Origin of the sequence: Wolbachia endosymbiont (group A) of Barypeithes pellucidus, assembly GCF_964030885.1 — a bacterium.
GTDB lineage: Bacteria > Pseudomonadota > Alphaproteobacteria > Rickettsiales > Anaplasmataceae > Wolbachia.
On record NZ_OZ034985.1, the window covers coordinates 459,407 to 474,435 of the forward strand.

The 15,029-nt window shown below is 35.1% G+C and carries 16 protein-coding genes and 2 pseudogenes; 10 read left to right on the top strand and 8 right to left on the bottom strand.

Features of this window, described 5'->3' with window-relative positions; all coding sequences use genetic code 11:
* Positions 1-14: 14 nt before the first annotated feature.
* The 4 genes from ACQH1X_RS02425 (at position 15) to ACQH1X_RS02440 (ending at position 2,479) form a co-directional block, all read left to right on the top strand.
* Positions 15-401 (top strand): hypothetical protein, encoded by a 387-nt coding sequence (locus ACQH1X_RS02425; protein WP_246433168.1) that lies wholly within the window; start codon positions 15-17, stop codon positions 399-401.
* A gap of 26 nt (positions 402-427) precedes the next feature.
* Positions 428-1,729, top strand: coding sequence for a group II intron reverse transcriptase/maturase (gene ltrA / locus ACQH1X_RS02430; protein ID WP_425385808.1), 1,302 nt, complete (start codon positions 428-430; stop codon positions 1,727-1,729).
* Between the two features lie 11 nt (positions 1,730-1,740).
* Entirely contained in the window at positions 1,741-1,896 is a 156-nt protein-coding gene (locus tag ACQH1X_RS02435; protein WP_425386452.1) for a hypothetical protein, read from the top strand.
* A 262-nt stretch (positions 1,897-2,158) separates the two neighbouring features.
* Positions 2,159-2,479 carry a recombinase family protein gene (locus tag ACQH1X_RS02440; protein WP_425386453.1) on the top strand — a complete coding sequence of 107 codons (321 nt, stop codon included), beginning with the start codon at positions 2,159-2,161 and terminating at the stop codon, positions 2,477-2,479.
* Here ACQH1X_RS02440 and ACQH1X_RS02445 read toward each other — a convergent pair.
* Complete coding sequence (locus tag ACQH1X_RS02445; RefSeq protein WP_425385758.1) at positions 2,444-3,196, bottom strand: IS5 family transposase; 753 nt, start codon at positions 3,194-3,196, stop codon at positions 2,444-2,446. The two genes, ACQH1X_RS02440 and ACQH1X_RS02445, sit on opposite strands and share 36 nt — an antisense overlap.
* Positions 3,197-3,262: 66 nt before the next feature.
* Here ACQH1X_RS02445 and ACQH1X_RS02450 point away from each other — a divergent pair, with 66 nt between their 5' ends.
* The 4 genes from ACQH1X_RS02450 to wmk (ACQH1X_RS02465) all read left to right on the top strand — a co-directional run bounded on the left by ACQH1X_RS02450 (position 3,263) and on the right by wmk (ACQH1X_RS02465) (position 8,416).
* On the top strand, positions 3,263-4,084 hold the full coding sequence (locus ACQH1X_RS02450; RefSeq protein ID WP_425386454.1) for a hypothetical protein: 822 nt from the start codon (positions 3,263-3,265) through the stop codon (positions 4,082-4,084).
* Positions 4,085-4,585: 501 nt separating this feature from the next.
* Positions 4,586-6,349: a group II intron reverse transcriptase/maturase gene (gene ltrA, locus ACQH1X_RS02455; protein ID WP_425386648.1), complete on the top strand. Its 1,764-nt coding sequence runs from the start codon at positions 4,586-4,588 to the stop codon at positions 6,347-6,349.
* A 215-nt stretch (positions 6,350-6,564) separates the two neighbouring features.
* The gene (gene wmk / locus ACQH1X_RS02460; RefSeq protein WP_425386455.1) at positions 6,565-7,470 is read left to right on the top strand and encodes a WO male-killing family protein Wmk; all 906 of its coding nucleotides are present in this window, start codon (positions 6,565-6,567) and stop codon (positions 7,468-7,470) included.
* 25 nt (positions 7,471-7,495) lie between these two features.
* Positions 7,496-8,416 carry a WO male-killing family protein Wmk gene (gene wmk / locus ACQH1X_RS02465; RefSeq protein WP_425386456.1) on the top strand — a complete coding sequence of 307 codons (921 nt, stop codon included), beginning with the start codon at positions 7,496-7,498 and terminating at the stop codon, positions 8,414-8,416.
* A gap of 88 nt (positions 8,417-8,504) precedes the next feature.
* Here the strand turns inward: wmk (ACQH1X_RS02465) and ACQH1X_RS02470 are convergent.
* From ACQH1X_RS02470 to ACQH1X_RS02500, 7 genes and pseudogenes are all read right to left on the bottom strand, one after another.
* Positions 8,505-8,726, bottom strand: a pseudogene (locus ACQH1X_RS02470) (patatin-like phospholipase family protein); the annotation flags it as partial.
* A gap of 8 nt (positions 8,727-8,734) precedes the next feature.
* A complete protein-coding gene (locus tag ACQH1X_RS02475) occupies positions 8,735-9,235 on the bottom strand; it encodes an IS630 family transposase (protein ID WP_306794344.1) in 501 nt (166 codons plus the stop codon).
* Positions 9,236-9,245: 10 nt separating this feature from the next.
* On the bottom strand, positions 9,246-9,593 hold the full coding sequence (locus ACQH1X_RS02480; RefSeq protein WP_425385784.1) for an IS630 transposase-related protein: 348 nt from the start codon (positions 9,591-9,593) through the stop codon (positions 9,246-9,248).
* Between the two features lie 48 nt (positions 9,594-9,641).
* Entirely contained in the window at positions 9,642-10,634 is a 993-nt protein-coding gene (locus tag ACQH1X_RS02485) for a hypothetical protein (RefSeq protein WP_425386457.1), read from the bottom strand.
* 386 nt (positions 10,635-11,020) lie between these two features.
* Positions 11,021-12,454, bottom strand: a pseudogene (locus ACQH1X_RS02490) (IS4 family transposase).
* Between the two features lie 106 nt (positions 12,455-12,560).
* Positions 12,561-13,184, bottom strand: coding sequence for a heme ABC exporter ATP-binding protein CcmA (ccmA, locus tag ACQH1X_RS02495; RefSeq protein ID WP_425386458.1), 624 nt, complete (start codon positions 13,182-13,184; stop codon positions 12,561-12,563).
* Positions 13,185-13,187: 3 nt separating this feature from the next.
* Entirely contained in the window at positions 13,188-13,619 is a 432-nt protein-coding gene (locus ACQH1X_RS02500; RefSeq protein WP_425386459.1) for a hypothetical protein, read from the bottom strand.
* A gap of 329 nt (positions 13,620-13,948) precedes the next feature.
* On the opposite strand from ACQH1X_RS02500, the gene ACQH1X_RS02505 reads away from it, so the two are divergent.
* Together ACQH1X_RS02505 and ACQH1X_RS02510 are read left to right on the top strand one after the other, a co-directional pair.
* A complete protein-coding gene (locus ACQH1X_RS02505; RefSeq protein WP_425386402.1) occupies positions 13,949-14,410 on the top strand; it encodes an IS110 family transposase in 462 nt (153 codons plus the stop codon).
* Entirely contained in the window at positions 14,400-14,927 is a 528-nt protein-coding gene (locus ACQH1X_RS02510; protein ID WP_425386460.1) for a transposase, read from the top strand. Before ACQH1X_RS02505 ends, ACQH1X_RS02510 begins: the two co-directional genes overlap by 11 nt.
* Positions 14,928-15,029 lie beyond the last annotated feature (102 nt).

Genomic DNA, 15,029 nt, shown 5'->3' on the forward strand with positions numbered 1-15,029 from the left:
TGGAACAGACCACTATGTTGCATGAGGTAACGAGTGTAATAGAGCTAGTGGGATGGACAATGCAGGGTACAACGAAAGTGAAGGGATTGAGTTCCGAAATACCTGAAGACATAGAGGTCGACATTTTCATGGCCATGGAAGACAGCATGAAGGATAACGTAAAGGCAAGTTATCACTCACTCTATCGGGATCTGAGACCGTGCCATGTATTGAAATGGACTTCAAGTGAACTTGGGAGATCCTATGCATTCCTACAAAGGTACGCTGGAACAAGTCAACAAAGGCAAGAACTAGCGGAAGATGCAGGGGAAGTCGGACTGATTGATAGTACTCAGAATGTGGGAAAGCCACGTACAAGGGGAAGCGATCAGCAATATAGTAACTGGAATAGGGATTGCTAGGCCAATACAACGGAGGTTGGAATAACATGCAAAATAAACTAAACCAGATAGCAGTAAGAGCAAAGCAAGATAAGCGACTAAAATTCACATCGTTAGTCCATCTGATAAATACAGAGAATCTTGCGAGATGTTATAAAGAACTGAAGCGTAACAAGGCTTGTGGAGTAGACCAGATAACAGTGGAATCATACGGAGAAAATCTGAATGAGAAACTCGAAGTGCTAGTAGAAAGTATGAAGAGGAAGCAATATCAACCACAACCAGTAAAGAGGGTATATATACCGAAAGCTGGAAGTAAAGAGAAACGCGGACTCGGAATACCATCGACCGAGGATAAATTAGTACAGATTATGCTGAAGAAGATATTAGAAAATATTTACGAGGCAAACTTTCTGGACAGCTCATATGGATTTCGACCTGGAAGAAACTGTCATCAAGCGGTAAATGCACTAGATAAAGCAGTTATGTACAAGCCAATAAACTACATTGTAGAAGTGGATATCAAGAAGTTCTACGATAATATACAGCATAAATGGCTAATGAGATGTCTAAGGGAACGAATAACTGACCCAAATTTGCTGTGGTTAGTAAAGCGGTTTCTCAAGGCAGGGATAGTCGAAGCTGGAAATTATGAAGCAACAAAACAAGGTACACCCCAAGGTGGTATAGTAAGTCCTGTATTAGCAAATATATACTTACATTATGTGTTGGATTTATGGATAGAAAAGAAATTTAAACCAAGATCCAGAGGATATATACAACTAATAAGGTTTTGCGACGATTTTGTGGTTTGTTGCGAAAGTAAGGTAGACGCGGAAGAATTTCTGGAATTACTGAAACAAAGGCTAAATAAATTTGGGTTGGAAGTATCTGAAAACAAGACCAGAGTAGTAAAGTTTGGCAAGAGGGAGTGGCAACAAGCGATAAGAGAGAAACGAAGGACGGAAAGTTTCAATTTTCTGGGGTTTACGCACTATGGTGCAAAAAGTCGTCGTGGTAGATTAATAATGGGACATAAAACCTCAAAGTTAAATCTAGCCAGAAAACTAAAAGAAATCAAGGAGTGGTTGAAAATAGTCCGCGGAAGTATTCGACTTAAAGATTGGTGGCAAGTACTGAAGGCTAAATTAACAGGACACTATAACTACTTTGGTATTAGCGGAAATTATTGGTGTTTGAAACAATTTTACACATCAGTAAGAAAGCTAGCATTTAAATGGATAAATCGGCGTAGTCAGAAAAAGAGTATGACCTGGGAACAGTTTGTACACTACGTAGAAGTAAATCCATTACCAAAGCCAAAAATACATTTTTCTTTATATGCATAAGAGGGACGACTGTGAAAACTAATATTGATGAGCCGTGTGCGGGAAATCTGCAAGCACGGTTCTTTAGGGGGAGTTGTAGTAATAAAACTCAAACGAGAGGAGTAAAGCTACAGCTTCTACCGAACAAGGCTCTTATTACTCCGCCAACAATGTCGCAAAAAACATAAAACTAGAGAAAACTATTTCTCGAAAACTTCTGTGTCCAAAAACAAGAGTTCCATTTATTTATAGCGCTAATAATCAATTAACCATCAGCTTCAATGAATGATATGAACATATTATTTCAAGGAAAGATAATGGGAAATAAGAGATTAGCTATACGGATTAGTTGTAGCCATGAGCCTAACCGGTTGGCAGAAAAGTATTTATCAGATGCTTATGAAAAGTCAGCATCAAAGGGAGAAAGTCAAAAAAACTTAAAGGGTAAAAATGGGATTCAAGGAGGATCAAATGGTAACAGTGAGTTTATATGCAAGGGTTTCTTCAGGGAAACAAGCACAAGAAAATACAATAGCAAGTCAAGTTGCAGCTTTAGAGAAGCAAATTGGTATGGATGGGTACAAATTATTGAGTGAGTATAAATTTATTGATAACGGCTACAGTGGATCTAATTTGGTTCGTCCTGATCTAGAAAAATTACGCGATAAAGTAACAGAAGGTAAAATTGATAGATTCACTCTCCTGATCGTTTATCTAGGCTCTGTGGACAAAATTTTAGAGAAGCCATACAAGAGCCCCGACAAAATTTAGAAAACCCATAAAAACCTCAGCCGTTTTATCGAATCTGGAAAAAATACGCCTAAAGTTCTTAATTTTACCGAAAAAACACTCAATTAAATGACGCTCTTTATAAATGTGTTTATCGTAACCCCTCTGCACTTTTCGATTACGCTTCGGAGGAATAACTGCTGTACATCCCTTGCTTTCAAGACTCGTAACAAAAGCATTGCTGTCATAGCCTTTATCAGCCACTACAGTGGTATTATAGACACTTTCAGTTAATGTTGCTGCTTGTGTAATCTCATTTCTTTGACCAGGGGTCAGAGTAAATTTAAGTGGATTTCCAAGTGCATCGACAAGCGCATGTATTTTAGTTGTAAAGCCACCTTTGCTCCTCCCTAAAGCTTCTTGATCCTTGGAGTTTTTTGTATATCCAGATGAACATGGATGGGCTCGGATGATCGTACCGTCGATTATAGCAACTTCTAAATCAGGCTCTTGTTTAGTATATTCAAGCAATTTTTCCCAGACATCTCTTTCACACCATCTTTTAAATCGCTTATGTATACTCCTGTAATTACCATAAGTTTTTGGTAAAAGTCTCCATTGGCAACCACTTCGGACTATGTACCACACTGCCTCTATGAATATTCTTAAACGTTTTTCATCTTTGCTATGCATTCCTTTTACGCTTTTTATGAACTCTAAAATTTGTTTCCAATTTTCCTCTTTGATGTAATATTGCATATGGTAGTTTCTCCATTTTTTACCTATTAAGCTAAACTACCATCTTTTTCTCTCTTTTCATATTTTTTGTCCACAGAGCCTAGGAGTGTAGACGATCAGCAAGTACCAGCAGAGGAAATATTTACAAAAGATCCACATATATCACCACAGTCACCTACACCAAGCAGCAGTGGGTATTCCTCTCCTAGCACACCTTCTTCACGTAGAAGTTCTTTTTCTGTTGAAAGCGAGATTGGTGATGAAGAGTCTGAAATTACTGATGAATACATTGACGATGACTACGATGAACAAGAAATACACAAAGATTATGAGAAAAAGTATGAACAAGAAGGATTAAAAGGTGTAGATGAGGCTATAAATGAAATTAACAAACTTGCAGAGCTGCGTGACAATCTAAGCTTAGAACGCAACTCCTTGAGAGATAAAGTTAATGAACAACAGCGAGCGATATTTGAAAGAGATCAAAGAATAAAGGAACAAGATGCTTCTATTGAGTCACTTATAGAGAAACTCGAAAAATTAGGAGAACTTAATCAAAAGATAGAAAAAGAAGGTGATACACAAATAAGCGCATTAAGCGAGGGAAAGCAAATTTGGGAAGAAGAAGCTGAAAGACTTAAAGCTGAATTGAAAAGGATGGCGCAAGAATTAGCTTGGAAGAATCAAAATATTGAGCAGTTAACACAAAAGATAGAGAAAGAACTACAGGAAAATGATGTAATAAAGAGCTTAAATGATCAGTTGAAAGATAAAGAAAATGAAGTTCAATCAGTAAATGGGATAAATAAAGAACTACAGAAGAAATTGAAGCAAAGTGAAGCTAATTTAACTGTACTAGAGGAAAAGAATGCAGATTTGGAGTGCGATCCGATGTTGCGGTTTTTGTGATGGTTAAATTCCATCCTCCCTAGACATCAGGGATAATGTATGTCTCACATTTCAGAGAGTGGCAACCTCTGGGGTGCAAGCATGAGACAAAAGCGGGTAATGCTAAACCTTATAGCAAATCCCCGCAAACAGAGTTAGATATGATTACGAGAGAAACCTACGTCAGAACTGTCGTTAGGCAGAATATGCGAAATGAGGTTGAAGACGCATAGACCAAAAGGTATGAAGCAAATGAGGAATTAAGACTTCCAAATCTTAATTATAGATGTTCTCAGCTTCCGGCAAACAGTAGGAATCTAAGTCTAACGTGAAACAAAAACCGTGAAACGGAGTAACCTACATGAATGCTCTTATATTCGCTTGAGTATAAGTAGGTAGCCAGCCACAAGCATTTATGTGGAGGGATTGTCTAAGAAGCTAATGCCTAAGGTAATGCTTAGGATACGCAGACGTAGATACTTTAATTTGGAAGGTAAAGTTGTGAATAATAGTGAATATGTTATGGACCAACAAAAAGTTAGGTATGAATGGAATGAAATTCCCTGGCGTAAGCTGGAGAAATCTTCATTTAAGCTACAAAAACGAATTTACCAAGCTTCTAAATGTAATGATATCAAAAAGATGCATAATCTTCAGAGGTTATTACTCAAATCAACAAGTACAAGAACGCTCGCTGTTAGAAGGGTAACTCAGGATAACAGAGGGAAAAAGACTGCAGGTATTGATGGAAAAGCTAATCTTAATCAAAGAGAAAGATTGCAATTGGCAAATTCCTTAGATATAAGAGAAAAAGCAAAGCCATCAAGACGCATTTGGATTCCCAAACCTAGAAAGACTGAGAAACGTCCGTTAGGGATACCCACAATAGCAGATCGAGCAAAACAAACATTTGTAAAAATGGCACTAGAACCAGAATGGGAGGCGAAGTTTGAACCAAACGCATATGGTTTTAGACCTGGTAGATCATGTCATGATGCAATAGAAGCCATATTTATTGTGCTTGGAAGGAAAACAACATTTATACTGGATGCTGATATTTCCGGATGCTTTGATAATATCGATCATAACGCAATGTTAGAAAAACTTAATACCACACCAACTCTAAGAAAAATTATAAAAGGATGGTTGGAAGCAGGCGTTATGGAAGAAAAAAAGTTTAAACCCACTAAATGTGGTACAATTCAAGGTGGAACAACATCACCATTACTTGCATGTATAGCATTATATGGATTAGAACAAAATATTAAGCAAGCATTAACAAGTGAACTTTTTCAATTTTGGAAAAAGAAATATGGTAAGGGATCACATAGAGATGCACAAGGATCTATAAGTGTAGCTCTCTATGGTGATGACTTTGTTATCATACATGAGAGTGAGGAAATTATTCTTAAGGCAAAGATTCTAGTTGAAGAGTGGTTAAAAACCATCGGATTAGAATTAAAACCTTCAAAGACAAGAATTTCTCACACTCTAAAAGGGGAAAAGCCGGGATTTAATTTTCTTGGTTTCTCAATAAGGCATTACCCTACGAAAAATAATAAGAAAGGTTATAAATTATTAATCAAACCAAGTCGAGAATCTATAAAACAGCATGCATTTACTATCAAACATAAACTTAGAGAACTACGTGGAGCACCACAAGAAGCAATAATAAAAGAGCTCAACCCAATCACCAGAGGGTGGTGTCAATATTACTCTTCAGTGGTTTCAAAAAAAACCTTTAAGTTTATTGATAATATAATGTTTAGAAAGCTCTGGAAATGGGCAGTCTATAGACACCCAGCCAAAGGAAAATACTGGATTAAAGGTAAATACTTTAAAAAGTATAAAAACGATAATTGGCGATTTATGAAGAATAACAAAATACTTCTTATTAAACACGGAGATCATGCTATTAAAAGGCATGTCAAAGTAAAAGGAACCAAGTCCCCATATGATGGTGATTGGGTTTATTGGGGTAATCGTCTAAAGAAAATACCAGAAAAACCACTAAGAGTAATAAAATTATTGAAGTTACAGCAAGGTAAATGTAGCCATTGTCGGCTTTGGTTTAAAAATGATGACATCTTAGAGATACATCATATAGACCGAAACAGACGTAATAATATGAACAAAAATTTAACCTTGTTACATGGACATTGTCATGATGATTTACACAGGAGTATGAATGACAAGCACCAAATTAAAGAGGAGCCGGATGATGGGAAACTATCAAGTCCGGTTTTGAAGTCAAGTGAGGAAGGGCGACCTTCTTCACTTAGATAACGGAGTGAAAGTTAAAGAAGCGGTAGAAAGAGGTAGTTTCACTAGATGTGGCTTATGGAGTGAAAAGCAGAAGGAAGTAAGTGAAAAATTGTTTTCATGGGCAGACAAAGTACGTGAAAATAGTAAAGAAACTTGTAGGGCACTTTAATTTAAAGGTTCCAGAGTCTGGCTATTATATCTGGAGCCTTTGAGCTATAATAGAAAATATTATATGTATGGTTCTTTGCGTGGAAAAAATTCTAGACTATGAAGTAGGGGAAAAAGTGAAAAGTTGGAGGTTAGAGAGGGGGTATACTCAGAAAGATTTAGCTGAGAAAATTGGTGTAAAATACTGGGTAATACTGCAATATGAGAAAGGGAATCGTAGAGTTCCAATTGAAAAGTTATATACTATAGCTGAAGCACTATCAATCAGTATTACGGATCTTATTCCTGTATCAAAAAGCTGTCTTGAAGATGAGGGAGAAGAAATATTAAATCTAGTAAGAGAATATAAAAAGATCAATGATCAGGAGTTACGTAAGATGTTTTGTTTACTAACCAAATTTGTCAAAGTTAGTGAAAAAAGTAGTAGAAAATCGGAAAAAATAAAAATTGCAAAGGGTTTGGTGAAAGCAGGAGTTTCTGTTGATATTGTTGCAAAAACAATTGGTCTCTCTGCTGATGAATGCGTTGAAGAAAAAGGAGGTTCTATTTACTGCCAAATAGGAAAGAAGATAAAAGAATGGAGGCTAATGAGAGAGTATACTCAAAAAGATTTAGCAGAAAAAATGAGTACAACACGTCACGAAGTAAGCAACTATGAACAAGGAAGGACTGCTGTTCCACTTGATAAATTATATGAAATGGCAGAAGCGTTATCGATTAATATTACAGATCTACTAATAGAGAAAGATGAAGGTAGTAAAGTGGAAAATGAGCTGCTTGATTTGATTAAAGAATACAAAGAAATTGAGAGCCAAGAACTACGTAATGCACTAATAAAATCTTTGTTTGAAGGTTGTGAAGAAAAAGTGAGAAAAGCGGAAAGGATCAAAGTTGCAAGAGATCTAGTAAAAGGAGGAATTTCTATTGATATTATTTTGCAAATAGTCGGCTTATCTGCTGATCAAATTGCATGAAAATTTGTTTCTAAGTAAGGTATATATGTTTGTTTCTGTAAGAGATATTAGTTCTATAAGCTACAAAATAGGACAAAAAATAGAAAATAGCAGGTTAATGCGAGGGCATACTCAAATAGAATTAGCAAGTCAAATAGGTTTAACATACCAAGAAGTAAACAGCTATGAAAATGGGTATATTCCTATTCCAATTGAAGTACTATATGTAATAGCAAGAGTATTGTCAGTTAATGCTGTAGATCTATTACCTAAACCAATAACAGTAAGAGAGTATGAAGATGAAGACGAGGAAATACTCTATCTAACAAAAATATACGAGAATCAAAAGTTAGGCAAAATAGTACCTTCATTAGTCAGGTTTGTTCATATTAGCGAGAAAATCAATCAAGAGGAGGCAAGATTAGAAGTAGCAAAAAATCTAGTTAAAGAAGGAGTTTCAGTTGACATAATTTCCCAAGCAACCGGCTTATCTATTTACGAATATAACGATATAAGAAAAGAAGTCTGCACTGATTCTATATACTACAGAATAGGGCAAAGAATAAGAGAATGGAGGTTGATAAGAAGATATACTCAAAAAGATTTGGCGGATAAAGTTGGTTTAACACTCAAGGAAATACACGAGTATGAAAAAGGATATACTACTGTTTCATTCGACAAATTATATGAAATATCAGATGCATTATCAGTGAATATTAAAGTTCTGCTGCCTAAAACAAATGAAGATAATGAAGAGAATAAACTACTCAATTTACTAAGAAAAACTGAAGAGCAAGAATTAGTGAAGAAATTTTTATCTAGGGATATGAAGGATAGTAAAGAAAAGGTTAAAAAAATAGAAAAAATCAAAGTTGCGAAAAATCTAGCAAAGGCAGGTGTTGCTAGTGATATTATTGTGCGAGCAAGTGGCCTAACTGCTGATGAGTTGGATGAGTGTGAAAATTGAATTGTGTTTAATATATAAGTAAAAGTAGTTAACATGCTATCTGTTCTAAACTCTTGCTTAGCTCTACAGAATTTGGCATTTCTAAGTATCAAGATATAACATCACAGAATTTATCGATTACTTTTTGATTACCTTCTATCATTGCATTTGCCTCCTGCTGAAGAGATTTGATATTTTTTGATGTAATATTATCCATGTCAGGTGATGCTATTTTTAATTGCGATTGTATACGTATATATTTATCAGCTATAACTTGATCTAGTTGGTAGTTTACTGCATCTAAACTTGAAGCAAACATCACATGTAGTATAGTATTTTCTAAAATGAATGATAAATTTCCATTATGGTATTACCAACCAAAAGTTGTAAGTCTGTACATTTATACATTAGAGGTCTGAGGCGGCTTTTGATGGTATGCCAACAGTGTTCTATGGGATTCAAATCTGGTGAATATGTTGGAAGATACAGCACATGACAGCCAAAAGACTCTATTAATGATTTTGTTTTAGTGGTCTTATGAAATGTAGCATTATCCATAACTATGGTTGTGCCAAGTGGCAATTTAGGTAATAACATCTTCTCCAACCATATATTGAATACCTCTTTGTCACACCCACCTTTGAAAGTCATTGGTGCAATAAATCTCATTCCAATCCACCCGGCTACTATACTGATTCTCTCTCGAGTTCTCCCTGGAATATCTGCATAAATTTTCTTTCCTCTTGGAGCACGTCCATATTCTCGGTATAATTTATTATCAACTCCTGCTTCATCTATATATAAGATGCTGGAATGGTCTATTTTTGAGATTTTATCAATAAACTGCTGCCTATCTTCTTGATTGCGCTCTTGATATAGTGTGACTTTTTTTTAAAGTAATTTTTAGCTGTTTTAGTCTATACCAAATTGAATTTATTCCAAATCCAAGATTTTGTTTCATCTCTGCCAGAGTATGATCTGGATTCTTTGTAACATATTCTTCGAGTATTTTTGGGTCTATTTTTCGAATAAAGCTGCCGTTTTTAGATGGCTTGAGGCTTTCACCAGCAGCTTTCTTTTTTAACCAGCGGTACAAAGTTGCTATTCCTATCTCCAGAAGCTCTGCCACCTCAACCTTCTTCTTCCCTTTTCCTATCATCGATATTGCCTTTTCTCTTAAATCCACACTATACGCCATTATAACCCAAATACCTTATTATACCTTTATCATTTACTTTGGGAAATACTATAGTTCATGAATATTCTTGACATTTTGTATAGCTTTAAATTTTTCTTCTTCTGAAAGGTTCTTGTGATATTTATAAAGTGTACCTTTATATTTAAATTGAAACATCGATCCACGGTCTTCATATTCATCTAATCCAGAGTTCTTGATACGTTGTATAATTTGAAATTTTTCTTCTTCTGAAAGATCTTTGCGGTATATACTACCAGTTGTGTCCTTATATTTAAATTGAAACATCCATCCACGGTCTTTATATTCATCTACACCCATCTGCTTGCAAATAGCTTTATAATTTTTTTCTTCTACCTCTCGTCCAACAACATTTGCTATGAGTTCAGTATCCAGAATATTCAAAGTTCGGACTGTTGCTGATGGTGAAAAACGTAATTGAAATATGTGACCTAGCTCATGACCTAGAACAAAATCCATGGCACTTTGCTTATATGTCAGAATATTCTGATAATCTGTTACTCCTCGTGTAATATATCCTGGACCACCATCTTCATCTATGCTGAGAAGATTGTTATACTTTGTATAATCGCTTCTATTATTAAAAATGTAAACCGTTATATCGTAACTTGCATTACTATTTTTCAAGCAAAACTTTTCTTTAAATGCCTCATAGGCAGTTTTAATGTCTGTTTCTATTTGACTTCGTTCTTGTTGAGATAAGTTGTCGTATTTTATAGTACAATTTATATACCCGTATTTAACGGTAAAGCTGTTAGATAAAACATCATGTATATTTGTGGAAAAATAATTGAACTGCTTTGACTCAGCTTCCTTATACAATTGATGCCCATATTTATCCCTAGAATACTTTGGTAGTTTAGGTACTTTGGCAATTAAGTTTTTGTTACTATCAAAAAAAGAAATGTCAGAATTACCAATCCTAAAATCCGTTATAGATTGCCCGCAAGTACCATCATTTGCACAATCGTGATGATTTGGGTCAGTCTTCTTATAAAACCATGCGTTAGTGTATTTTCCCATTTTGATACCTCACTACCAAACCTTACTATATTATTATCTTGGTAAAAATCATAATAATTCGTTAACTTGTATTTTAAATTTATATATCAAGTGTACTTTTCTCATAAAGTGCCAATTGTGAAGCTAATGAACTTTATTTGTTTAAAATTTTGCTGAAATAGCTCTTTTTATACTATGTTTTATACAGGGGCGGATTAGCTCATAGTAGTAAAGAAGTTTCTGTAATGGGAATGGAGCGAAGGGGCTGAGTTATTCGGTTTTAGCTGACTATCAACCAGAAATGGGAGGAGCAATCGGTTAAAACAAAGACTTTGATAGAATCATCAAGGTTGAGTAATAGAAGCTGTATAAATCGAGAGGTTTACGTACAGTTTTGCGACTTACTATTACCCACAAGTATAAAATTCATGAGCGAGTCTCCATCCTTCTGCTAAATCAAAGAGACGTTTCCATCCCTTCCACAAAGCTATAGCTAAGTCATTTTTGCGAGCTAAAAACCCTCCTAATTTGGCTATCCACCTCACGATTTCTCTTATAGGTGGTGGGATTTCAGGATAGTCTTTTGTCTTAAGCATTTTGGTATACAAAACCTTCCATTCGTCATCAGTCAGTATGACAGTGCAAGAAAGATTTGGATTTGTTCTAGCTACTAGTGTGATAAAAAATATTCTCCATGCAATTATACTCATAATTGTAAGAAAGCGGATTAATCTATCTGCTGTTTGGAGCCTACATTCTTCAACTTTAAGACCGGATTTTAAAATTTTATGAAAAACCTCTATTCTCCATCTTAAGCAATACCATTGTATTTTTTCTACTGCTTCTTCAAAATTATTAATATTTATATTTGTCAACAAAATCCAGTTCATAGGTTCTTCGCCAAATGGGGGGTGTTTTTCTATAGCATAGACAGCATTTAAACTTAAATTAGGAAGTTTTTGGGTTTTACGTCTAGCATTATTTTTTGATGCATTCATCACAAAGTTACTAAACTTTACTTCTAAAACTGTTGTTCTTTGAGGTTTATCATTGCGAGCAGACTTGAATTTCTCCTTGACAAGACATGCGATTCATTAAATCCCACAACCTTTCACCACCTTTTTCAGAATAAGTCGACTTCTTATTTACTGTTCTGTTTTGATTTCCTCTTACTACAAAAAGAGATTGATTAGTGGAAGCGACTTCAAATAAATCATAAATATCTGCTTCTCTATCGCAAACGGTAACTACCTTAACGTTCTTTAATCCAGGATGGTGAGTAGAATCTTTAAGTGATGCTATCCACCGTATGCTTTCTTTCTCTTCTATCGGAATAGCAGTATTATGGCTTCTTCTTTTCAACTCTTTTAGGTCTTCAGCCAAAGGAGGTCTAGTACTAATTTTTTGATCTAATAATCCTATAGGTAGCCCTTCTGTTGTAACTGCAAACGTTGTATGCATCATGGGTTTTAAAGTTAGTTGTTTTAGATGTTAATCTTGCTGCTATAATCCCTAATCCTTCGGTCTTTTTATGATTTTTATATGAAATATAACTCGTGTCTTGGATAGCTAAGATAGTTTTTAGCTCTTTCAACAGTTTTAATTATATGACTGTCTAATATCTTTCTTTCAGAAATGGCATCGTTTTGGAAAAATCTATAAGCTGCTTTACTTTGATGCCAATCTTCACAAGCTTGATTTATTGAACGCTCAGGCGATTCAGCAAAACTATTAACTATTTTTAAAAGCCTCTTACTTAATCTTATATCACCAAAATTAACAATTCCAAATTCACTTTCTGCCCATTCGCCAGTTGAGGTATTTATATTTCTTTTCATCATATATTCCATTTTTAGACCATAGATCTATTTATAATAGAAAGTTGAATTAGTAAAATAGCAGCTTTTTCTCCATTTTTAGATTTATGGGTAATAGTAAGGCCAAAAACTATGCAAGAAGTCTATTGAAATCGCGTATATCGATCGTTGTAAAATCACACAATTGCTCTGTAGAGCTATGCCCTGTAATAATTACTATACCATTTTGCTCAGAGCGTATTGAGATTAGGTTCAGCACTAATTCACACGTCGCACTATCAAGATTACAAAATGGTTCATCTATCAGCCAAACGTTTGCATTAGAAATCACGAGGCGGGCAAGCGCAACTCTTCTTCTCCAGCCTGCAGAAAGTTCGCCATATCTAATATTAAGTACAGGCTGTAACTGCAAGCAACAAACAGCTGCCACAATCAATTCCCTAGTATTTCGTATTCCTGCCCAGAATTCTATGTTTTGAGTCACAGTTAAGCTATCCTTGCAGGCATTTTTATGCCCTACGTAGACCATAGAAGGTATATAGGATTTTGGATCATCATATATGTCTTTTCCGCAGTGCCTTATATTGCCTGATACCGGCGGCAAAAGTCCAGATAAACTTCTAATTAAGCTGGTTTTACCACTACCATTTGGACCAGTGATTAGAATCTTTGATTTTGGCTCAGCTTTAAAGCTAAGATGTTTAAATAATACTTTGTTATTACGAGCGCAGGATAAATTTTCACATTCAAGCATGGATTATCTGCCCTTCCCCTTATGTTTACCTTGAGTTGAAGCCTGAGCTTTTACAAACAGCTCCCAAAATCCTTTCTGGCCGCCTTCTCTATGTATCAATTGTGCAAAACGCTGCATTAAACCATTACCCATCATAACCATCTTTGTCCATTTACCTACCGGGTTTGCTATGTCAACTATTTCTGGATCTTCTTTATAAACTTGCACATCTTTTTGTTTCTCGCGTAGCGTTTCTTGTTGCTTCAGCAACTCTTTTTGCTTATTTTTTTGATACAATTCATTGAATTTTCTGTCTTCTTCCCACTCTTCTTTAAAAACTTTTCTAGGAAATATGATTTTTCTAATGCGATTTTTGTATATTTTTCTCAAAAAGAGAAATACTGCAGCTACAGCAAGTAATGTTACGCTATATAATATGATCTGTGTAAGTGGCATTTCCTGTATCTAATTCATTAAAAATACCCTTACCATTATACCATAATTATAGAAATTGTGCAATTTTTTTGCGGGTAAAGACAGTATAAAAGTAATACTGCTCTATTTCGTAAATTGGACAAATACAGCTACAGATCAGGTCTTCCTGCGTCATACCGCCGCGGCGCTAACACGTAGCGGAATGACGAGTTTTACGCTTATCAAATTATAGGTAAACATACTGTAATTGCTGTTGAATGATGGAGAGACATACTCCATTATTTTAGCACGAAGTAACGAATTCAGTAGAATAAATTCTTCAAAAATAATTTAAACTTTTACAGTAGGTCATGAAATATTATAGCGGATTAGATGTCTCACTCAAAGAAACTTTCATCAGTATCGTTGATGAGAAAGGAAAAATTGTTAAGGAAGAGGTTGTTGCAAGCGAAAGTAATGCAATAGCAGAGTATTTGCTTAGCCAAGGCAAAAAATACGAATCCATAGGAATAGAAAGTGGACAGTTGTCAATATCAATGTGCAAAGAGTTAAGGAGTTTTGGATTACCAGTAATTTGTGTAGATGCAAGGCATATGGCAGCAGCATTGTCTGCAAGAATCAATAAGAATGATAAAAACGATGCGAGGGGTATAGCGCAGATGATGAGGGCTGGGTTGTACAAAGAAGTGTTAGTAAAATCAGATGAGTCTTGTCAAATTAAAATAGCGCTTGGAAGCAGAAGACAGTTAATATGTAGCAAACAGCAAATTGTCGGAACAATAAGAGGGTTATTGAAGATACATGGTCGGTAAAGGATCAAAATTTGAAAGCTTGTCTTTAAGAGTGGAAAAAGCAATTAAAGATTTAGATAAAGTCAGTAAGACTTCAATTGAAGCGTTAGTTTGTAGTTTGGAAGCAATAGAAAAGTCATTAAGAAAGCTTGACAAAATACTTTCAGAACAAGGTGAAAAAGATGAAGATTGCAAATTGTTAACTACTACTCCAGGAGTTGGTATTATAGTGGCAATGACATTTAAAGCTGCTATTGATAATCCACATAGGTTTGAGAAATCTGATACAGTTGGAGCATATATAGGGTTGACACCAAGGCAATATTCTTCTGGAGAAGTTGACCGACATGGTAGTATATCAAAAATGGGTCCCATGGAATGTAGAGCAGTTGTGTTAAAAGTCAATAGAAAAATTGATGTAGCTGTGAATAAATACTTAAAGTTTGTGTGGACGTATTTATTCACAGCTACGCTAGTACTAGATAAAAGTAGAATTAGGACTATATTCCTCAGTGAACACTCTACCATCTCTTACTAAAGAGTTAGCAAGAGTAAGTAATTTTCTCATGGCAGCAGTGGAAGCAATTTTATATGGCTTTTTATATTGATTATAGGGAGTGTTAAATAAACTGTGTCAAAC

What these genes read in the sequence shown, in the direction of transcription:
- ACQH1X_RS02500 (WP_425386459.1), bottom strand. Translation starts at nt 13,619, where the DNA reads ATGCCACTTACACAGATCATATTATATAGCGTAACATTACTTGCTGTA.
- ACQH1X_RS02440 (WP_425386453.1), top strand. Translation starts at nt 2,159, where the DNA reads ATGGGATTCAAGGAGGATCAAATGGTAACAGTGAGTTTATATGCAAGG.
- ltrA (WP_425385808.1), top strand. Translation starts at nt 428, where the DNA reads ATGCAAAATAAACTAAACCAGATAGCAGTAAGAGCAAAGCAAGATAAG.
- wmk (WP_425386456.1), top strand. Translation starts at nt 7,496, where the DNA reads ATGTTTGTTTCTGTAAGAGATATTAGTTCTATAAGCTACAAAATAGGA.
- ACQH1X_RS02485 (WP_425386457.1), bottom strand. Translation starts at nt 10,634, where the DNA reads ATGGGAAAATACACTAACGCATGGTTTTATAAGAAGACTGACCCAAAT.
- ACQH1X_RS02510 (WP_425386460.1), top strand. Translation starts at nt 14,400, where the DNA reads ATGGTCGGTAAAGGATCAAAATTTGAAAGCTTGTCTTTAAGAGTGGAA.
- ACQH1X_RS02505 (WP_425386402.1), top strand. Translation starts at nt 13,949, where the DNA reads ATGAAATATTATAGCGGATTAGATGTCTCACTCAAAGAAACTTTCATC.
- ltrA (WP_425386648.1), top strand. Translation starts at nt 4,586, where the DNA reads ATGGACCAACAAAAAGTTAGGTATGAATGGAATGAAATTCCCTGGCGT.
- ACQH1X_RS02480 (WP_425385784.1), bottom strand. Translation starts at nt 9,593, where the DNA reads ATGGCGTATAGTGTGGATTTAAGAGAAAAGGCAATATCGATGATAGGA.
- ACQH1X_RS02445 (WP_425385758.1), bottom strand. Translation starts at nt 3,196, where the DNA reads ATGCAATATTACATCAAAGAGGAAAATTGGAAACAAATTTTAGAGTTC.
- wmk (WP_425386455.1), top strand. Translation starts at nt 6,565, where the DNA reads ATGGTTCTTTGCGTGGAAAAAATTCTAGACTATGAAGTAGGGGAAAAA.
- ACQH1X_RS02425 (WP_246433168.1), top strand. Translation starts at nt 15, where the DNA reads ATGTTGCATGAGGTAACGAGTGTAATAGAGCTAGTGGGATGGACAATG.
- ccmA (WP_425386458.1), bottom strand. Translation starts at nt 13,184, where the DNA reads ATGCTTGAATGTGAAAATTTATCCTGCGCTCGTAATAACAAAGTATTA.